The organism is Streptosporangium sp. G11 (genome assembly GCF_051192615.1).
Taxonomy (GTDB): Bacteria; Actinomycetota; Actinomycetes; order Streptosporangiales; family Streptosporangiaceae; genus Streptosporangium.
In genome coordinates this window covers 126,619-146,430 of record NZ_JBPJUQ010000005.1, presented here as the reverse complement: position 1 = coordinate 146,430, position 19,812 = coordinate 126,619, and the positions used below count along the sequence as shown (strand labels likewise).

Below are 19,812 nucleotides of genomic sequence, written 5' to 3'. Positions count from 1 at the left end.
AGGGCTAGCGGGAAAACCAGGGGCGTGTTCCTAGACCGATCCGTTCTCCTTTCTCTCCGGGACGTACCGGAGGTCGCGGGCGTCCCGTACGCCCGGGGGGCCGGGAGCCGCCACCGGGAAGGCGGCCCGCGGAAGGTCGCCCGCGTCGAGATGGCAGCGGACGGAGTGGCCGTCGCCGGTCTCCACCACCGGCGGGTCCGCCGAATCGCAGAGGCCCTCGATCCGCAGCGGGCAGCGGGCCGCGAACCCGCATCCGGCCGCGCCCGCGCGCCCGGTCCGGCTCGCGCGCCCGGTCCCGTCCGCCCGCGTGGTTCCGTCCGCCCGCGTGGTTCCGTCCGCCTGCCCGGTTCCGTCCGCCCGCGCGGTCCCGTTCGTCTGTCCGGTTCCGTCTGCCTGCCCGGACCCGTCCATCCACGCGGTTCCGTCCGCCTGCCCGGACCCGTTCGCCCGCGCGGTCGCCGTCGTTTCTCCCGCCGGGCGGGCGCTCTCCGGTCCGTCCAGCCGGGCCCGCGACGCGGCGACCAGCGAGGCGGTGTACGGATGGTGAGGACCGGAGAACACCCGCCCGGCGGGTCCTTCCTCGACGATCCGGCCGCGGTACATGACCGCGATCCGGTCGGCCAGGTAGCCGACGACCGCGAGGTCGTGCGAGATGAACAGGTACGACGTCCCGGTCAGCCGCTGCTGCTCCGACAGCAGCCGCAGCACGCCCGCCTGCACGCTCACGTCGAGCGCCGAGACCGGCTCGTCGCACACCACCAGCTCGGGATCCCCGGCGAAGGCGCGGGCGATCGCGGCCCGCTGCTTCTGGCCCCCGGAGAGCCGGTCGGGACGGGCGTCCAGCAGGTGGTCGTCCAGGTTGGCCCGCGCGGCCAGCTCGGCGACGGTGAGGGAGCCGCCCAGCCCGTGAACCGCCCTGGTCAGGATCGTGCGGATCGTGTGGCTGGGGTTCAGCGAGGTCTCGGGGTTCTGGAAGACCATCTGGACGCGGCGGCGGTCGCGGGCGTCGCGCCGCCCCACGTTCGCGGCCAGCTTTCGCCCGTGGAGCGCGACGGTCCCCGTCCCCCGGGGGCCGAGCCCGGCGACGGCGCGGGCCACCGTCGTCTTGCCGCTGCCCGACTCGCCGACCAGGCCGAGGACCTCGGCGCGGCCGATGGTCAGGTCGACCCCGTCGACGACGGTGGTCCGGCCGTACTTCCTGGTCAGGCCGCGGACCTCCAGCAGCGGCACCCCGCGAGGGGCGTCCGTCCCGCAGGCCGGGCCGGGCGGCGGGACGGCGGCCTCGCCGGTCGTGCCCGGCGAGATCGCGAGCAGCCGGTCGGTGTGGTGGCAGCGGGCCCGCCGGGCGCCGCCGGGGGCGGCCTCCAGCGCGGGCGGCTCCTTGTGGCAGAGGTCGTCGGCGAGGGCGCAGCGGGGCGCGAACGCGCACCCGCGGACCTCCTCGCCGGGGACCGGGGGCCGGCCGGGGATGGCCGCGAGTTCCCGCTCGTGGCGGGAGACGCCCAGCGGGGGGACGCTCGCCAGCAGCGCCGAGGTGTAGGGATGCCGCGCGCTCGCCAGCACCTCCGCGGCGGGGCCCTCCTCGACCACGCGCCCCGCGTACAGGACGCCGACGCGCTCGCACAGGCGCCCGACCAGCGCCAGGTCGTGGCTGATCAGCACCACGGCCGCGTCCGTCTCCGCGCGCAGCGTCCAGACGAGGTCCAGGATCTCGTGCTGCACCGTCGCGTCCAGGCCGGTCGTCGGCTCGTCGAGGACGAGCAGCCGGGGGCGGGCGGCCAGCGCGGCGGCGATCACGACGCGCTGCTGCTGGCCGCCGGAGAGCTGGTGCGGGTAGCGCCGCGCGATCGCGGCCGGGTCGGGCAGCCGCACCCTGGCCAGCAGCGAGACCGTCTCCCGCCGCGCCTCGGCCCGGCCGCGTCCCCTCAGCCTGAGGACCTCCGCGAGCTGCGCGCCGATTCGCATCGTCGGGTCGAGCGAGCTGCCCGCCTCCTGGTGCACGACGGCGAGCGAGGTGGTCCGCCAGCGCCGCAGGTCCGCGGGGGAGAGGTCCAGCACCTCGACGCCGTCCACGGTCACCCCACCGCCGGTGATCGAACCGCCCGGCGGCAGGTGGCGGCCCAGCGCGCGGCTCAGCGTGGTCTTGCCGCACCCCGACTCGCCCACGATCCCGTACGTCTCGCCCGGGGCGACGTCGAAGGAGACGTCCGTCACCGCCGGGGTCTCGCCGCGCGCCGTGCGATAGGAGACCGACAGTCCCGCCACCCGCAGCCCCCGGCCCGCCGGTTCGCCTCCACCGGATCGCGGTCCGGGGTCGTGCGGGTCCTCCTCGCGCGATCGCGCGAGGCCGGCGCCCTCGGCCACGGGCTCCCGCGGGCCCGGGGGGCGGGGTTCGCCGGTGCCCGCGGCCCCGATGTGCCCTGTTCCGGTCACGACGCCTCCCATCTGCCGCGCAGCGAGTCGGCGACGAGCGCGATCCCCACCACCAGCGAGGCGATGGCCAGCGCGGGGGCGAGCACGGTCCAGGGCGCGAGCTGGAGCCAGACGCGGTTGTCCGAGACCGACGCGCCCCAGTCGGGGGAGCCCGGCGGCTGGCCGAGCCCCAGGAACGACAGCGTGGCGGCGGCGAAGATCGCGTCACCGAACCGGGAGGTCGCCTCCACCAGCACGGTCGTGCCGACATTGGGGAAGATCTCCCGCCGCATCAGCGACCAGGGGCGTTCCCCGCGCAACCTGGCCGCCTCGACGTACGCCTTCTCCCGCTCGACCAGCGTCGCCGCGCGGACGCTGCGGGCCACGATGGGCACGAACGACCCCGCCACGACCAGCACCATGACGGTCACCGAACGGCCCGCCAGCGCCACGAACAGCACCGCGGCGATGATCGCGGGGAAGACCACGACCGCGTCGAGCAGCCGCATGACGATCTCGTCCACGAGGCCGCCGAACGTCCCCGCCACCAGGCCGACCGCGGTGCCCGCCACGACGGCGAGCGCGGTCGCGAGCGGCGCCACCTGCAGGACCGGGCGGGCTCCCGCGAGCATCCTGGAGAAGGTGTCGCGGCCGAACTGGTCGGTGCCCAGCCAGTGCTCGGGCCCCGGGGGCAGGAAGCGGCTCAGGGGGTCGTGCTGCTGTGGATCGTAGGGGACCAGCTGCGGCCAGAACGCGGCGACGACCGCCCAGGCCAGCACCAGGGCGCCGCCCGCGACGAGGGCCACGCGAAAGTCGCGCCCGGCCGTCCGCCGCCGCACCCCGCCCGCCGTGACGGCGCTCATGTGAACTCCCTCCCGTGCCCGGCACCCGGTGTTCCCCCGCGCTCGCCGCCCGGACGTCTCGCGCGCCCGTTCACGCGGCGGCCCCCCCGAGCCGGACCCGGGGGTCGAGCAGGCGGTAGGCCAGATCGGCCGCCAGGATGATCAGCATGTAGAGGATCCCGAGCACCATCGCGGTGGCCTGCAGGGTCGGCAGGTCCTTGTCGATCGCCGACTGCAGGAGCAGGGCGCCGATGCCCGGGTAGTTGAACAGCAGCTCCACGGCGACCAGCCCGCCGAGCAGGAACTGCAGCTGCACGCCGAGCGCGCTGGTGGCCGGCACCGTGGAGTTGCGCAGCACGTGCCGCCGCACCACCTGGACCCGGCCGAGACCGCGCAGCTCCGCGGCCCTGACGTACGGGCTCTCCACGGCCGCCACGGTGCCGGCGCGCACGTGGCGGGAGACGTAGCCGGTGCACAGCAGGACGAGGGAGATCACCGGCAGCGCCAGGTGGCCGAGCCGGGTCAGGATCGTCGCGTCCTCCGGCGCCTGGGCCGAGGCGGGGAACCAGCGCAGCCGCACCGCGAAGACGACCAGCAGCACCACCCCCGTCACGAACTCCGGGATGGCGCCCAGGGCCAGCCCGGTGACGCTGATGACCCGGTCGGTGGCGCGGTCGTGGTTGACCCCCGCGACCAGCCCGAGCGTCACGGCGACCGGGACCAGCAGGGCGAACGCCAGCCCGCCCAGCACCAGCGAGTCGGCGAGGCGTCCGACCACGAGATCGCGGACCGGTACCCCGAGGGTGTGGGAGTCGCCCCACCCGCCGGTGAGGAACCCCCACAGCCAGTCGGCGTAGCGGTCGGCGAGCGGCCGGTCGAGCCCCAGCTGCTCGCGCAGCCGCGATACGGCGTCCTCACCCGCCTCGCGGCCCAGGATCGTGCGGGCCACGTCGCCGGGGACCAGTTCGGTGGCGGCGAAGACCATCAGGGACACCGCGAGCAGGGTGAGCGGGATCGCCGCCAGCCGCCGGAGCAGGAATCGCCTCATGCCGCCCTACAGCCGCGAGACCGAGCTGAAGTCGACATAGCTCGATGGATGGGCCGACACGCCGCCGAAGCGCTTGCCGTCGTAGGCCCGGACGGCGCCGCTCCAGACCGCGATGATCACCGGGACGTCCTCGTGGAGCGCCCTGGCGATGATCGCGGCCTGGGCCTCGCGCTCCTCGTCGGTCGTGGCCGAGTCGTAGGCGTCCGTGGCGGCGTCCAGAGCGGGATTGGCGTACTTCGAGCCGTTCCACACGCCGCCGCTCTTGACCATCGGGATGATGAACTGGCTGGGCACCGCGCGCCCGGCCCAGCCCACCAGGTTGGCCGGGGTGAACAGCCAGGGGGTGTCCTTCTCCTGGTCGCCGCCGTAGAAGTCCCCGGACGTGCGCTGGTCGAGCTCCACCTCGATGCCGACCTGCTTGAGCTGGTCCTGCACGGTGAGCGCGTAGTCCTTGCTGGGCGGGTCGTACGTCAGGGCGAAGGAGAGCTTGTCCACGCCGGCCGCGGCGAGCAGGGACGCGACCTTCGCCGGGTCCTTGGCCCGCTGCGGCACGTCCGGCGGCGCGGCGGGGAACAGGGCGGCGAACAGGTGGTCGTTGCCCAGCGCGCCGATGCCGTCGTAGACGCCCGCGTTCACCCGCGGCCGGTCCAGGGCGTACGCGATCGCCTGGCGCACCTCCTTCCTGTTGAAGGGCGGCTGGTCCACGCGCAGGGTGAAGGCGGTCAGGCCGGTGCCCTGGACCTGGTCGACGGTGATGTCGCCGAGCCCCTTGAGCGGCCCGACCAGCGCGGGGCGGCTGAGGATCTGGGCGTCGATCTCGCCGCTCTGCAGTGCCAGGAGGTCCGCCTGGTCGTCGGCGTAGAACGTGATCCGCACGCCGTCCAGGTACGGCTTGCCCGGCTCCCAGTACTTCGGGTTGCGCTTGAACACCGCACCGCTGGAGGCGTCGTACGACTCCAGCAGGAACGGGCCGGTGCCGATCGGCTTGCCGGTGAAGTCACCCGCGTAGTCCTCCTTGAGGATCACCGCGTTGTAGTTTCCGGCCGACACCAGGTACGGGAAGTCGGAGAAGGCCCGCTCCAGGGTGAAGACGACCGTCGAGTCCCCCCGGACGCCGATGCCGCCCTCGGCCAGAACCGAGTCGAACGCCGCCGCGGCGGCGGACTTGCTCTTCGGGTCGAGCAGCCGGTCGAAGGTGGCCTTGACCGCCTTCGCGTCCAGCGGCGTGCCGTCGGAGAAGGTGACGCCCTCGCGAAGGGAGAAGACCCAGCGCTTGCCGCCCTCCTCGGACTCCCACTTCTCGGCCAGGCGGGGCACCGGCTTGAAGTCCCTGTCCAGCCAGATCAGGTAGTCGGCCACCAGCTGGACGATCGCGATCGCGGAGCCGTCGTACATGGTGACGGGATCGACCGCGGTCGGCGGCGGGGGAGAGCCGGCGCGCAGGGTGCCGCCGGTCTTCGGCGTGCCAGGCGCGGAGGCGGGAACCGTCCGGGAGCCGCCGCCCGCGCCCGCCGTGTCGCTCGCGCCGCCCGCGCAGGCGGCGAGCAGCCCGGTCAGCGCGGCGCCCCCGGCCGCGCCGAGAAAGAGGCGTCGTGACAGGCCGGGGAGGCGGGACAGCACCTCGTCGCCCGGACCGCTGGGGGTGGGGGCGCTCCGGGGGGCACGGTGGGGGGATTCCTGCATCGGAGGGTCTCCTCGCGGTCGCGGCTGGTGAGGATCCGCGCAGCCCGGCGACGTCCTGCGGCGGCTCGAATATATCCATACTATTCAGGTAGGAATACTGGGCTGTCAAGGGTGGGCGGCCCATCGGCACCAGATGGCGCAGCCCTTCCCGGCCTTCCACTGCGTTCCCGGCGTTCCCGGCGTTCCCGGCTTTCCCGGGCTTCCGCTCCGTTCCGGCCCCTTACCGGAACTCCGGCCCCTTACCGGTCACCGGGGGAAAACAACGCAGGGCGCCCTCCCTGTCACGGGGAGGGCGCCCTGCGTACGCGAGGACCGCTCCGGTCCGCGCGGAGACGGCCCGTGCCGGCGGTGGCGGACCCGCGGGCCTTCGAGACCCCGCTAGCGGCGGCGCCCGCGCGCCTTGAGGGGGGTCAGGGGCAGCTCGGGCGCGGGCAGCGGGGCGGCCTCCGCGCCGGGCACCGTGCCGAACGCCTCGCCCTCCATCCACTCCCGCCGGAACTCGGCGATCTCCTCGTGGCTGCGGCCGACGAAGTTCCACCACATGAGGATCCGCTCCTCGAACGGCTCGCCGCCGAGGAGCAGCAGCCGCCCGGCACCCTCGGCGCTCAGGGCCAGCTCCGAGCGCCCGCTGCCCAGGTAGAGCAGCGGCCCGGGGGACAGGTCCGTCTCGCCGACCCGCACGGTGCCGGACAGGGCCAGCGCGGCGTACTCGAAGCCGGGACGGAGCGGGACCGAGGTCGCGGCGCCCGCCTCCAGCGTCACCTCGGCCCCGACCAGCGGGGTGTGGATCGTCGCGGGGGAGGTGACACCGCCCAGCTCGCCCATGATGACGACCACGGTGACGCCCGGGGAGGTCAGCACGGGCAGCGCCGGGTGGTGCTCGAAGGCCGGGGCGGTGTCGCGGGCGGAGGAGGGAAGCGCCACCCACAGCTGGACCCCGTGCAGCACGGCCTCGGCGGGCGACCTCTCCGCGTGCGCGATGGCCCGCCCGGCGGTCATCAGGCTGAGCTGGCCCGGCCTGATCAGCTGCTCGCTGCCGACGCTGTCGCGGTGCAGGATCTCGCCCTCCACGAGCCAGCTGACGGTCTGGAGGCCGGTGTGCGGGTGCGGGGGGACGTGCATCGCCGTCCGCTCGGGGCCGTAGTGGTCGACGAAGCACCACGCGCCGACCATCCTGACGTCCCGGTTCGGCAGGGTCCTGGTGACCCTCATCGCCCGGGGGCCGCCCAGCACCACGTCCCGGCCGGTCAGCAGCTCGTTCACCGGCTCCGCCGCCACGTCCGCGAGGCCGCCGCACGCCGACTCCCGCGGATCCGTTTCCAGGTTGCTCATCACGCGACTCTACGGCGAGATCCAGGCATTTTGGACACCGGGAGCCGGGGTGCCGCCGGCCTCTGGGGATCACGTGCGTGGCCGGCGGCTCGTTCCGGTATCTTTCGTCCACCCCGCCGGGCACCCACGGCCATGACGGGACGGACACCGCGTGAAGTGAGAGGCCGAATGACCACCGAGACACCTTCCCGCGGATCTCGGAAGAGCAGCTGGAGCGCGCAGACGTGGTTCAACGTCGTGCTGCTCGCCATGGCCCTCCTGCTGGGGGTGTCGGCGATCGTCGGCGCCACGGTCCTGCAGAACGCCGCGTCCGCGTCCGACAGGCTCATCGACCACATCTCGGTGGGCAGGATCCAGGCGGAGCGCCTGCAGGCGACCCTGCTGGACCAGGAGACCGGGGTGCGGGGCTTCGTCATCACCGGCAAGGAGGAGTTCCTGCAGCCGTACGTGGAGGGGCGGCGCGAGCAGCTCGCCGTGTCGTCACAGATCGCGGGGCTGGCGCCGGGCACGGAACCGCGGCTGGCGCTCGAACAGGTGGAACGGGCGGCCGCCGACTGGCGGGCCCGCTACGCGGAGCCGATGATCGCCAGTGTCAGGGACGCGGGACCGGAGAGCGTGAGCGCCGGGCAGGCCGAGGAGAGCAGGCGCTCCTTCGACGCGGTCAGGAAGGCGCTCGACACCCAGAACGCCGCCTGGGCCCACGCGAGGGGGCTGGCCCGCGCCGACCTGGAGGCCGCCCGCACGGTCAGGGACGCCACCTTCTTCGGCATCATGGCCGCCTTCCTGATCACCATCGTCACGGTGGCGGTGCTGCTGAGAATCGCGGTGTTCGGCCCCCTGGCCCGCCTCCGCGAGGCCTCCCGGCGGGTCACCATGGGAGACTTCACGCACCACGTCGACACCGGTGGCCCCGCCGACCTGGCGGAGCTGGCCGACGACATGGAGGCGATGCGCAGGCGCATCGTCACCGAGCTGGAGGAGGCGCGCGGCGCCCGGCTGCGGATCGCCGCCCAGGCCGAGGAGCTGAAGCGCTCCAACGCGGAGCTGGAGCAGTTCGCCTACGTGGCCTCGCACGACCTGCAGGAGCCGCTGCGGAAGATCGCCTCCTTCTGTCAGATGCTCCAGCAGCGGTACGCCTCCCAGCTCGACGAGAGGGCCAACACCTACATCGACTTCGCCGTGGACGGCGCCAAGCGGATGCAGGTGCTCATCAACGAGCTGCTGACCTTCTCCCGGGTGGGCCGGGTCAGCAGGGAGCCCGTCGAGATGGACCTGAACGACGTGGTCGACAGGGCCGTGGCCAACCTCTCCGCGGCGGTGGAGGAGTCCGGGGCCGAGATCGAGGTCGACGACCTGCCCGCCGTCGTCGGGGACCGGACCCAGTTCGTGATGCTCTGGCAGAACCTGATCGGCAACTCCCTGAAGTTCCGCGACCCCGGCCGCGCGCCCAGGATCAGGATCGAGTCCGAGCGGCTCGACGGGGAGGTGCGGATGACCGTGACCGACAACGGCATCGGCATCCCGCCCAACTTCGCCGACAAGATCTTCATCATCTTCCAGCGGCTGCACCAGCGGGACGCCTACGAGGGCACCGGGATCGGCCTGGCGCTCTGCAGAAAGATCGTGGAGCAGCACGGCGGCACGATCCGGCTGGACACCGAGTACGCCGAGGGGGCTCGTTTCGTCATCACGCTGCCCGCCGAGGCCGTCGCGTCGGAGCGGGACGACGAGGCCGGACGGGAGGAGCCCCCGGAGAGCGCGGTTGGGACCGTGCCGTGACACGCGGACGGTACGTGCGGGATCCGAATGCCGTTACCGTTTACCGGATGGAGGAGATCGACCGCCGTATCGTCACATTGCTGGCCAGGGATGGCCGGATGAGCTTCACCGATCTCGCCAGGGAGACCGGGCTTTCGGTGTCGGCGGTGCACCAGCGGGTGCGCCGGCTGGAGAAGCGCGGGGTGCTGCGGGGATATGCCGCGCTGGTCGACTACGACGCCATCGGGCTCTCGCTCACCGCGTTCGTCTCCATCAAGCCGATAGACCCGGCCGCCGCCGACGACGCCCCGGAGCGGCTGGCCCACCTGAGCGCCGTCGAGGCCTGTCACAGCGTGGCCGGGGACGAGAGCTACATCCTCAAGGTCCGGGTGGCCTCGCCGATCGCGCTCGAGGAGCTGCTCAACCAGATCCGCACCGCCGCCAACGTCTCCACCCGCACGACGGTCGTGCTCAGCACGCCGTACGAGCACCGCACCCCGGAGCCGGCGGGCCAGGACGGCGGGAAGCCCGAGGAACGCGCCTGATCGTCCCGGGGGACGCTCCCGGGAGCGTGAGGGAGGGGCCGCCTGCGGTGACCGTCCGCCCTCCCGGAAGGTTATGCCCGACTTGCCGGGTGTGAGGTGGTTGATCCAAGCTGGACGAATGCCTCCCAGAAAGATCATCATCGACTGCGACCCGGGGATCGACGACGCGCTGGCGCTCGTCCTCGCCCACGGGAGCCCCGAGCTGGAGATCCTGGGGATCACCACGGTCGGCGGCAACGTCGAGCTGGCCAGGACCACCGACAACGCGCTGCGGCTCCGCGAGTTCCTGGGGTTCGGCGGCGTGCCGGTCACCGCGGGCAGCGAGGGTGCCCTCCTGCGCCCCCGGGTGGACGCGGCCGGGGTGCACGGCGGTTCGGGCCTCGGGGACGCGCTGCTGCCCCCGGCGTCGCTCCCGCCGGCCGCCGGGCACGCCGCCGACTTCATCATCGAGACGCTTCGGGCCGACCCGGGCGAGGTGACCCTGGTCGCCATCGGCCCGCTGACCAACGTGGCGCTCGCCGTGCTCAGGGAACCGGCCGTCGTCGGCTGGGCGCGGGGGCTCACGATCCTCGGCGGCTCCTACACGCGGGGCAACTTCTCTCCCGCGGCCGAGTTCAACATCGCCGCCGATCCGGAGGCCGCCGCGATCGTCTTCGGCGCGGGCTGGACGGTGACCATGATCGGTCTCGACGTGAGCCGCGGCGCCGTGGCCACGCAGGCGGTGGCGGAACGCATGGCGACCATGGGCAGGCTCGGCGCCGACCTGCTCCTGCCGTGCGTGCGCTTCTACGGCAGGATCACCGCCGAGGGCGGGCCCGCGATCCACGACGCCTGCGCGATCGCCCACCTGATCGACCCGTCGCTGATCACCCTCGAACCCGCCGTCGTGGACGTCGAGACGGCGGGCCGCTTCACCGCCGGGATGACCGTGACCGACTTCGCCCTCCAAGGCCGCGTCCCCAACGCCCTGGTCGGCACCTCCCTCGACGTGGGCCGCTTCTGGGACCTCCTGCTGACCGTCTACGCCCGGGTCGCGGAGTCGATCGAGCCCTGAGGCCGTTCCCCGTGGGACGGCTCCTCAGGGGATGATCCTGCGGCGGCGGAGGTCGCCGAGGATGCCCAGGAACATCGCCTCGGTGTCGACGTACTCGTGGAAGCCGAAGCGCCGGGCCTTGGAACCGTCGGCGAAGAAGTCGTAGTCCCAGGAGAACACGGCGTCGCCGAAGGCCCAGGAGGACACGTCCTCGTACGGGTGCGGCTCCAGCCCGTACCTCTCGGTCATGGCGTCCCAGAGCGGCCCCTTGTCGGCCATGACGACGTCGAGCGACATCGGCAGGGGAGGGGCCACCTCCAGGTCGAAGAACCCGGCGATCCTCGGCCACATGTCGTTCCAGCGGAAGAGGTCGCCGTTGTTGACGTTGAACGCCTGGTTGGCGCAGCGCTCGTCGGTCGCCGCCCAGACGGTCGCCCTGGCCAGCAGTCCCGCGTCGGTCATCTCCAGCAGCGTGTCGTAGGCCCCCGGCCTGCCGGGGAAGCGCAGCGGCAGGCCCAGCTCCTTGGAGATCGCGCCGTACACCGCGATCACCATGGCCAGGTTCATCGGGTTGCCGAGGGCGAAGCCGCACACCACGGACGGGCGGATCGCCGTCCACGTCCACCCCGAGCCCTTCTGACGCTCCTCCAGGAAGTTCTGCTGGTCGACGTTGAACTCCGGCGGCATGTGGTGCGGGTCGCTCTCGCGGGCCGGGGTCTTGAAGGGGCCCAGGTGCGCGCCGTAGACCTTGTATCCCTGCATGAGGCTGACGTGCCGCAGGCCCGGCGCCACCGGCTCGACCGCGTCGACGACGTTGACGAGCATGGCGAGGTTGGGCGGAACGAGCTCGGCCCAGGTCGGCCGGTCCTGGTAGGCGGCGTAGAAGACGTGGGTCACGTCGGTGAGCTCGCCGAGTCTCTTGGCGCAGTCGTCCCGGTCGAGCAGGTCGACCCGTACGTGGCGGACCCGCCCGGCGCTCTCCCCGCCGCGGCGCGACAGGCCGATCACGTCCCAGTCGCCGAGCGCGGCGAGGTGGTCGACCAGGTTGCGGCCGATCACCCCCTGGGCGCCGACGACGAGGGCGACCTTGGGCTGGGTGCTCATCGTTCTTCTCCCGATCGGTGCGGATGGGCCGGCGCGCGGTCACGCTCCCGTGCCGGTGCCGCGCGATCCGATTCTGCGCGACTCCCTTCCCATGAGTCCAAGGCTTGTTTCTTGTCGCGGCCATGAGCATCGTTTATGGCGGACGTCCCGGGTGCGCGCGGCTTTGCATGACCCAAAATCATGATTTATGGGGCTCTGATAATTTTTGTGCATGCTGAGCCTGCGACAGCTCGAATACCTGGTGACCATCGTCGACCAGGGCTCCTTCACACGGGCCGCCGAGATCCTCCACGTCACGCAACCGGCCCTGTCGCACCAGATCCGGGCGCTGGAGCGGTCGGTCGGCGCCTCCCTGCTCGAACGGCTGCCCAGGGCCGTCCACCTCACGGCGGCCGGGCGCGCGATGCTGCCCCACGCGCGGGCCGCCCTGGCCGACGCGGCCCGCGCCCTGTCGGCCGTACGCCGGACGACCGGGCTGGCCGGGGGAGAGCTGCGGCTGGCGACGGTCTACTCGGTCAGCCTGGGCGTGCTGCCCGCCGCGCTGCGCGCCTGGAGCGGTCTCCATCCCGGGGTCGACGTCAGGCTCTTCGAGCACCGCCACGCCGACGAGCTGGCGGAGGCGATGGCGAGCGGGCAGGCCGACCTCGCCGTCGGTCCCCGGCCCGCGTCCTGGGCGGGGCCGGTGCGCACGCTCGGTACCGAGGAGTTCGTGGTGGCCGTCTCCTCCGGCGATCCCCTCGCGTCCGGCGGGGCGTCCTCGGTGGACCTGGGCGACCTGCGCGAGCGCCGCTGGGTCCACTACGCCCCCGGCAACGGCCTGGCCGACATCCTGGACCGTGCCTGCGCGGAGGCCGGGTTCCAGCCCAGGATCGCGGTGCGCACCGAGCAGACGGCGTCGGCCCCGACCCTCGCGGCCGCCGGTCTCGGGCCCGCCCTCATCCCCGCCAACATCGTGCCCGGGGGGTACGAGGGCCACATCCTCCGGCCGAGGCCCGCCGTGACCCGCGTCCTCACCGCCTACGCGCGCACCGGGTTCGACGCCCTCGGCGGGGCCTTCCTCGCCCTGCTCACCGAGAGCGCGGCGGCCACGCTCCTTCCCACGCCGGAGACCCGCCCGGCCTCCTGAGCGTCCGGGCTCTCCGCACGCCGCGGCCCGCGCCGTGAGACGCGGGCCGTGCGGCGCGACGTCACCCCGTCATGCCATGCCAGGTCAGGTCGTGTCCTGTCGAGGAGTGTCCCGCAGGGGAGTGTCACGTCAGGGCGTGGAAGTGGGCCCGGAGCCGGGCCCTGGCCCCCTCGGTGGCGCCGAGGGCGTCCAGGCCCAGGAGGGCGGCGCCCATGATGGGCGCGACGTCGGCGACGATGAGCTTGGCCTGCGGGGCGCTCTCGGCGAAGCCCCGCTCCAGCAGCTCGCTCATCAGCGGGTCGCGGGCGGTGAGCACGCCTCCGCCCAGGACCACCTCCATCGGGACGGAGAGCAGGTCCAGGCGGCGCATCGCGACCACCGCGAGCACGACGACCTCCTCGGCCATCCGCGTCACCAGCGAGCGGGCCACCCCGTCCCCTCCGGACGCCACCGCCATCAGCGCCGGCACCAGCTCGTTCAGCCTGCCGTAGGACAGCTCGCCGAAGTGGATGGCCAGGGACACCTCCTCGACGGTGCGGGTGCCGAAGTGCTCGCGGACCGCGGGGGCCAGCTCGCTGGCCGGACCCCGGCCGTCCTCGGCGCGCACGGCGTGCCAGAGCGTCTCCTCGCCGAGGCCGAGGCCGCCGCCCCAGTCGCCGGTGAGCCGTCCCAGCGCGGGGTATCTCGCGACCTCCCCGGACGGGGAGACCGCCACCGCGTTGATCCCCGCGCCGCACACCACGGCCACCCCCGCGGGCCCGGAGGCCCCGGCGCGCAGCAGCGCGAAGGTGTCGTTGCCGACGGTCACCTGCCTGCCGTACCTCCGGGAGAGGATCTCCTCGCGGAGCGCCTCCTCCTCCGCGGGCAGGTCCGCGCCCGCCACGTAGGCGGCCACGTGGTCGGCGTACGGCGTGGCCGCGCCGGTGCCGAGCGCGGAGCGCACGGTGTCGCCGATCGTGTCGATCGCGACGCCCACCCCCGTGGTCTGCGGCTGGAAGGCGCCGCCGCGGCCGGTGGCGAGGACCGAGCCGTCCTCGGCGACCAGCGCGACGTCGGTCTTGCTGTTGCCGCCGTCGACCGCCAGGACCGTTCTCACGCGGTCGCCCAGGACAGGTGCCCGCGGTTGGCCTCGATCAGGCGCCTGGCCAGGTCGCCGGAGAGCGAGGCCTGGCCGACCAGCGGGTGGGCCAGCAGCGCGTCGGCGACGCGGTCCTCACCGCCGTGCAGCGCCGCCTCGATCGCCAGTGTCTCGTACGCCGTGACGTGGGCGATGAGTCCGGCGAAGAGCGGCTCCACCGGGTCGACGGGCAGCGCGGTCGCGCCCGCGGAGGTGATGGTGGCCGGGACCTCGATGACCGCCTCGTCGGGCAGGAACGGCAGCGTGCCGTCGTTGCGCAGGTTGACCACCTGGGTGTCGCCGCGGTCGCCGACCAGCGAGGCGATCAGCGCCACCGCGGCCTCCGAGTAGAAGGCCCCGCCGCGCTTGCCCAGCAGCTCGGGCTTGGTGTCCACCGCGGGGTCGGCGTACAGCTCGAGCAGCGCCGTCTCCATCGCAGCGACCTCGGCCGCGCGCGACGGCTTGGTCCGCTGCTCCCGCACCACCAGGTCGTGCTCGTAGAAGTAGCGCAGGTAGTAGGAGGGCACCACGCCCAGGTGGCGGATCAGCGCGGCGGGCAGGCCGACGTCCTGGCCGATCTCCTCGGCGTGGCTCTCCAGCAGCTTCGGCAATACGTCCACCCCGTCCAGGTGGACGGCCCGCTCCCAGGTGAGATGGTTCAGGCCGACGTGGCCCAGCGAGATCCTCTCGGGGGCGACGCCCAGGTTCGCGGCGAAGCGGCGCTGGAAGCCGATGGCCACGTTGCACAGGCCGATGGCCCGGTGCCCCGCCTCCAGCAGCGCCCTGGTGACGATGCCGACCGGGTTGGTGAAGTCGACGATCCAGGCGCCCGGCGCGTGCTTCCTGACCTTCTCCGCGATGTCCAGCACCACCGGCACCGTGCGCAGCGCCTTGGCCAGCCCGCCCGCGCCGGTCGTCTCCTGCCCGACGCAGCCGCACTCCAGCGGCAGCGTCTCGTCCACGTTGCGCGCCGCCTGGCCGCCGACGCGCAGCTGCAGCAGGACCGCGTGCGCCCCGGCGACGCCCTCCTCGACCGAGGTGGTCGCGACGACCGTGGCCGGGTGCCCGGCTCGCGCCAGCATCCGGCGCGCCATTCCCGCCACCAGCTCCAGCCGGTTGGTGTCCGGATCGACCAGCGCGATCTCGGTCAGCGGCAGCTCGTCGCGCAGCCGCGCGAACCCGTCGATCAGCTCCGGCGTGTACGTCGAGCCGCCCCCGACAACGGCGAGTTTCACCCTTTTACTCCTGTCAGCGTGACGCCCTCGATGAAAACCTTCTGGGCGAAGAAGAACACGACGATCACCGGGGCCATGACGAGCAGGGTCGCCGCCATGGTGAGGTTCCACTGCACGCTGTGCAGTGCCCGGAAGGACGCCAGCCCGAGGGAGAGCGTCCAGTTTGCCTCGTTCGTATGGGCGTAGAGCAGCGGACCATAGTAATCGTTCCAGCAGTAGAAGAACTGGAACAGGCCCACCGCCGCGATCGCCGGACGCGACATCGGCAGGATCACCTTGACGAGCGTCCGGAAGTCCGAGCAGCCGTCCACCTTGGCGGCCTCGGTGTACTCCCTGGGAATGCTGACCAGGAACTGCCTGAGCAGGAAGATGGAGAAGGCGTCGCCGAACAGCATCGGCAGGATCAGCGGCCACAGCGTGCCGGTGAGGTCCAGCCGGGCCCAGATGAGATAGACGGGCACCGCGACGACCTGGGGCGGCAGCATCATCATCGTGATGACCGCGAGGAAGGCCAGCTTGCGTCCCCGGAAGCGGAAGCGGGCCATCGCGTACGCCACCGGGATCGACGACAGCAGCATGAACGCGGTGCCGAGCCCGGCGTACAGGAACGTGTTGCCCAGCCAGGACAGCAGCTGCGACCTGGCGAACACGTCGGTGAAGTTGCCCCAGTTCCAGGTGCGGGGCCACAGGTCGCCGGTGAGCGCCTGGTCGTTGCTCATGACGGCCGTCAGCGCCACGAACACCAGCGGCCCGGCGAACATCAGCGACAGCGCGATGGCGAGGGCGTGGGTGGCGATCCAGTACAGGACCGCGCGGCCGCGCGGGCCGCGCGCGGCGGGGCGCGGCCCGCGGGAGGCGGCCTTCGCGGGCCGGGTGGCCAGGGTGACCGGGGTGGTCTGGGCGGTCACCGGTCTCCTCCTTCGTCGAACGCGCGGAACCGGCGGAGCAGGATGAGGGTGAAGATCGTGGAGAACGCGAACAGCAGCAGCGCCAGCACGCAGGCGTACCCCATGCTGAAGTCGCGGAAGCCCACGTGGAACAGCCACTGGGCCAGCGTCAGCGTCGACAGCTCGGGGTATCCGGGCACGAAGGTGCTGCCGGGGGAGTCGGTGACCCCCGCCGCCACCCGGGAGGCGATCATCGCCTGGGTGAAGTACTGCAGGGCGTAGATGACGCCGGTGACCGTCGAGAACATCAGCACCGGCGAGATCGTCGGCAGCGTGATGCTCCTGAACTGCCGCCACGCGCCCGCCCCGTCGATGGCCGCGGCCTCGTACAGGTGCTTGGGCACGTCCAGCAGGGCGGCCAGGAAGATCATCATGGTGTTGCCGATGCCCCACATGGCCAGCATGGTCAGGCCGGGCTTGGACCAGTCCTTGTCGCCGAACCAGTCGGGCGCGGCGATCCCGAAGAACTCGATGAACTGGTTGAGCGGTCCCGAGGGGTTCAGCAGGAACACGAAGGAGACCGTGCCGGCCACCACCGGGATCAGCGACGGCAGGTAGAACACCGTGCGGAAGAAGCCGACGCCCGACTTGAGCCGGGTGAGTAGCCACGCCACGCCCAGCCCGAAGAGCACCTGGGCGGGGACCATGAGGACCACCAGCCACAGCGTGTTCTTGATGGAGGCCCAGGCCCGGTCATCCACCAGGAAGTAGCGGTAGTTGTCCAGGCCGATGAACTCCAGCGTGAACAGGTCGTAGCGGAAGAAGGAGAAGTAGACCGTCGCCGCGAGGGGGTAGGCGAAGAAGACCGCGAACCCCACCAGCCAGGGCGACATCCAAAGGAGGGCCTTGAGGCCCTCGCCGCGCCACCGGCGGGGTGGCGCGGCGTGGACGATGCTCATCGAGGATCAGCCCCCGGAGAGCTTCATCTTGTCGTCGAGGCGCTTGTCGACCGCGGCGAGCCCGGCGTCGAGGTCGGTGGCCGAGCCGTTCTCCCACTTGACCATGAACTCCTGCAGCGAGTCCTGGTTGAAGGTGCTGTTGACGTTGGCCGGGACCGTGCTCGTCTTCGGGTGGGCGAAGATGTCGAGGAAGGTCTGGAAGTTCGCGTCCTTGACCAGGTCGGGCGACTCCAGCGACGCCTTGGTGGTCGGCACGTTGCGCAGCGCGTTGGAGAGCGTGACCAGCGCCGAGGTGTCGGTGGTCAGATACTTGACCAGCTCCCAGGCGGCCTGCGGGTTCTTGGCGCCCTTGGGCACGCCGATCACGGTGCCCGCGGTGAAGCCGCTGCCGTACAGGTCGGGCTTGGCGTCGGCGACCGGGAGCGGCGCGGTGCCGTAGTCGATGTCCTTGGCCTCGTTGGCGAGCATGGCGTTGCGCCACTCGCCGTCCAGGACCATGGCGATCTTGCCCTTGTAGAACGGGTGGTCGGCCGACCACTCCTGGCCCAGGCTCTTGCGGAACTTCTCGAGCTTGTCGTAGCCGTACCAGTCGACGAGCTCCTTCTGCCAGCGCAGCAGCTCCTTCCACGCCGGGTCGGAGCCGACCGCCGAGGTGCCGTCGGGTTTGTACCAGGTCGCGCCGACCATCGGGGCCATGTGCGAGGCGGAGTTCTCGTAGTACTGGAAGCTCGGGACGAACCCGGCGACCTTGATGTTCCCGTCGGCGTCGCGGACGGTGAGCTTCTTGGTCAGCTCGGTCAGCTCAGAGAGCGTCTTGGGCGGCTCGGAGCCCTTCATCAGGGCCTTGTTGTAGTAGAGCCCGTACGCGTCGGCGAGCAGGGGCATCACGCACCGCTTGCCCTCGTACTCGGTGTAGGAGCGCGAGACCTCGGGCAGCACGGACAGGTCGATGCCGTCCTGCTTGATCACCGCGGTGAGGTCCTGGAACGTTCCGCTGCGGCACCACTGGGCGACGTTGTCGGTGGTGAACGAGGAGGCGACGTCCGGCGCCTTCCCGCCGCGCACCGCCTGGGTGATCTGGTCGTCCTGCACACCCTTGACCAGCTTGACGGTGATCTGGGGGAACTTCGTGCGGAAGCCCGCGATGGCGTCCTCGAACGCCTTGACCTCGGCGGGCGCGGAGAAGCCGTGCCACAGCTCGATGGTGGAGGCCGGCAGCGCGGCGGAGGCGGAGCCCGAGGGTTTGGGCTGGGAGCCCAGCGCGGGCGCGCTCTCCGTGCCCGCGGTGCAGGCGGTCAGGGTGGTGGCCGTCAGGGTGGCCAGGGCGATGGTGAGAAAGCGTCGGTGCACGACGGCTGCCTCCTGGGGGCGGTGGATCAGGCGGAGTTCCGGGCGGGGGTCCAGCGGGTTCGGGCGAGGTCCGTGGGATCCGCGCGAGGGCTCGCGCGGGGGGTCGGGGGGTACGGGAGATCGCGGGGCGGCCAGGGGTCAGGAGGGGACGGTTGAACTGAAGACCTCGTCGCGGGCGGTCGCGAGGGCGAGGTCGAGCGCGCCGGCGAGGACGGGGTTGCCCTCGACGGTTGACAGCAGCAGCGGGGGCCGGGGGATGGTCAGCGCGTGGAGCTCGTGCTCGACGAGCTCACGCAGGGTGTCGCCGCCGGCGAGGAGGGTCCCGCCGGTCAGCACGATGATCTCGGGGTCGACGACGGAGGTGATCGCGGCCAGCCCGACGGCCAGCCGGGCGGCGATGTCGCGCAGCCCGGCGCGGGCGTCGTCGGCGCGCCTGCCGGTGGAGGCGGAGGCCTGCACGGCGTTCAGCACCGCCTGCGCGGGCGCGGTGCCGCGCACGCCGTACGACCTGAGGATCTTGAGTACCGCCGGGCCGCCGGTGAGGGCCTGGTAGCCGTGGTTGGCGTAGCGGCCGGTGTCCCTGGCGGTCGGCGCGCCGGGGGTGGGCATGTAGCCGACCTCCCCGGCGCCGCCGGTGGCGCCCCGGTGCAGCCGGCCGCCGAGGACCAGCGCGGCGCCGAGGCCCTCGTCGGCCCAGAGCAGCACGAAGTCGCGGTGGCCGCGGCCCACGCCGTGCGCCTGCTCGGCCTGGGCGACGAGGTTGACGTTGTTCTCTATGTCGACCGGCACGCCCAGGCCGTCACCGAGGGTGCGGACCAGGTCGGGGATGTGCCAGCCGGGCATGTCCTTGCTGGTGGCGTACGCCATCTTCCCGGTGCCGGGGTCGATCGTGCCCTGCACGCCGATGACCACGCGCCGCAGCGCGGCTGGGGCGCCCGCGCCCTCCAGTGCGGCCCGGACCCGTTCCAGCGCGTCGCCGCCCGAGCGGCCGGGGCTGGGCAGGTGGTGCTCGCCGACCACGGCGCCGGTGATGTCGGCGACCCTGACGTCGATGCCCGCGCGCGTGACGTCCAGCGCGGCGACGTGCGCGGAGGCGGGGTTGAGCCGGTAGACCTCGGCGGTGCGGCCGGGCAGTCCCTCGCGGATGCCGTCGAGCACGACCAGGCCCGCCTCCTGGAGGCGGATGAGCAGCTGCGAGGCGGTGGGCTTGGACAGACCGGTGAGGGCGCCGATCTCCGGCCGGGTCAGCGGGCCGCGTTCCAGCAGCGCCTGCAGGGCGGCGCGATCGTTGATCGCGCGCAGCAGGCTGGGGGTGCCGGGCGTCGGCTGGCTCACTGATCCTCCGCGTGCGTCCTTGCGTCCACCGATGAAGCAGAGTTAG

Annotated in this window: 16 protein-coding genes; 4 read left to right on the top strand and 12 right to left on the bottom strand. The window is 72.6% G+C overall.

Going from position 1 to position 19,812, the window contains the following annotated elements; all coding sequences use genetic code 11:
* Positions 1-30: 30 nt before the first annotated feature.
* The 5 genes from ACSDR0_RS07530 to ACSDR0_RS07510 all read right to left on the bottom strand — a co-directional run bounded on the left by ACSDR0_RS07530 (position 31) and on the right by ACSDR0_RS07510 (position 7,317).
* Entirely contained in the window at positions 31-2,433 is a 2,403-nt protein-coding gene (locus ACSDR0_RS07530) for a dipeptide ABC transporter ATP-binding protein (protein ID WP_435288016.1), read from the bottom strand.
* Complete coding sequence (locus tag ACSDR0_RS07525) at positions 2,430-3,275, bottom strand: ABC transporter permease (RefSeq protein WP_435288015.1); 846 nt, start codon at positions 3,273-3,275, stop codon at positions 2,430-2,432. Before ACSDR0_RS07525 ends, ACSDR0_RS07530 begins: the two co-directional genes overlap by 4 nt.
* A gap of 70 nt (positions 3,276-3,345) precedes the next feature.
* Entirely contained in the window at positions 3,346-4,302 is a 957-nt protein-coding gene (locus ACSDR0_RS07520) for an ABC transporter permease (protein WP_435288014.1), read from the bottom strand.
* Between the two features lie 6 nt (positions 4,303-4,308).
* The gene (locus ACSDR0_RS07515; RefSeq protein WP_435288013.1) at positions 4,309-5,985 is read right to left on the bottom strand and encodes an ABC transporter substrate-binding protein; all 1,677 of its coding nucleotides are present in this window, start codon (positions 5,983-5,985) and stop codon (positions 4,309-4,311) included.
* Positions 5,986-6,363: 378 nt separating this feature from the next.
* Positions 6,364-7,317 carry a pirin family protein gene (locus tag ACSDR0_RS07510; protein WP_435288012.1) on the bottom strand — a complete coding sequence of 318 codons (954 nt, stop codon included), beginning with the start codon at positions 7,315-7,317 and terminating at the stop codon, positions 6,364-6,366.
* Between the two features lie 168 nt (positions 7,318-7,485).
* Between ACSDR0_RS07510 and ACSDR0_RS07505 the strand changes: the two genes are divergently transcribed.
* From ACSDR0_RS07505 to ACSDR0_RS07495, 3 genes are all read left to right on the top strand, one after another.
* A complete protein-coding gene (locus ACSDR0_RS07505; RefSeq protein WP_435288011.1) occupies positions 7,486-9,096 on the top strand; it encodes a sensor histidine kinase in 1,611 nt (536 codons plus the stop codon).
* Positions 9,097-9,143: 47 nt separating this feature from the next.
* Complete coding sequence (locus tag ACSDR0_RS07500) at positions 9,144-9,620, top strand: Lrp/AsnC family transcriptional regulator (RefSeq protein WP_435288010.1); 477 nt, start codon at positions 9,144-9,146, stop codon at positions 9,618-9,620.
* A 118-nt stretch (positions 9,621-9,738) separates the two neighbouring features.
* Positions 9,739-10,674: a nucleoside hydrolase gene (locus ACSDR0_RS07495; protein WP_435288009.1), complete on the top strand. Its 936-nt coding sequence runs from the start codon at positions 9,739-9,741 to the stop codon at positions 10,672-10,674.
* 24 nt (positions 10,675-10,698) lie between these two features.
* On the opposite strand, the gene ACSDR0_RS07490 is transcribed toward ACSDR0_RS07495, so the two are convergent.
* On the bottom strand, positions 10,699-11,757 hold the full coding sequence (locus tag ACSDR0_RS07490) for an SDR family oxidoreductase (protein WP_435288008.1): 1,059 nt from the start codon (positions 11,755-11,757) through the stop codon (positions 10,699-10,701).
* 211 nt (positions 11,758-11,968) lie between these two features.
* Between ACSDR0_RS07490 and ACSDR0_RS07485 the strand changes: the two genes are divergently transcribed.
* On the top strand, positions 11,969-12,883 hold the full coding sequence (locus ACSDR0_RS07485; RefSeq protein WP_435288007.1) for a LysR family transcriptional regulator: 915 nt from the start codon (positions 11,969-11,971) through the stop codon (positions 12,881-12,883).
* Positions 12,884-13,007: 124 nt separating this feature from the next.
* Here the strand turns inward: ACSDR0_RS07485 and ACSDR0_RS07480 are convergent, their stop codons facing one another.
* The 6 genes from ACSDR0_RS07480 to ACSDR0_RS07455 form a co-directional block, all read right to left on the bottom strand.
* The gene (locus ACSDR0_RS07480) at positions 13,008-13,979 is read right to left on the bottom strand and encodes an N-acetylglucosamine kinase (protein ID WP_435288006.1); all 972 of its coding nucleotides are present in this window, start codon (positions 13,977-13,979) and stop codon (positions 13,008-13,010) included.
* Entirely contained in the window at positions 13,976-15,235 is a 1,260-nt protein-coding gene (locus tag ACSDR0_RS07475; protein ID WP_435288005.1) for a 6-phospho-beta-glucosidase, read from the bottom strand. The genes ACSDR0_RS07480 and ACSDR0_RS07475 overlap by 4 nt, the downstream gene beginning before the upstream one ends.
* Entirely contained in the window at positions 15,232-16,143 is a 912-nt protein-coding gene (locus ACSDR0_RS07470; RefSeq protein WP_435288004.1) for a carbohydrate ABC transporter permease, read from the bottom strand. The genes ACSDR0_RS07475 and ACSDR0_RS07470 overlap by 4 nt, the downstream gene beginning before the upstream one ends.
* The gene (locus ACSDR0_RS07465) at positions 16,140-17,081 is read right to left on the bottom strand and encodes a carbohydrate ABC transporter permease (RefSeq protein WP_435288003.1); all 942 of its coding nucleotides are present in this window, start codon (positions 17,079-17,081) and stop codon (positions 16,140-16,142) included. The genes ACSDR0_RS07470 and ACSDR0_RS07465 overlap by 4 nt, the downstream gene beginning before the upstream one ends.
* Before the next feature lie 6 nt (positions 17,082-17,087).
* The gene (locus ACSDR0_RS07460) at positions 17,088-18,431 is read right to left on the bottom strand and encodes an ABC transporter substrate-binding protein (protein WP_435288002.1); all 1,344 of its coding nucleotides are present in this window, start codon (positions 18,429-18,431) and stop codon (positions 17,088-17,090) included.
* Positions 18,432-18,569: 138 nt separating this feature from the next.
* Positions 18,570-19,766, bottom strand: coding sequence for an ROK family transcriptional regulator (locus ACSDR0_RS07455; RefSeq protein WP_435288001.1), 1,197 nt, complete (start codon positions 19,764-19,766; stop codon positions 18,570-18,572).
* Between the last annotated feature and the right edge of the window lie 46 nt (positions 19,767-19,812).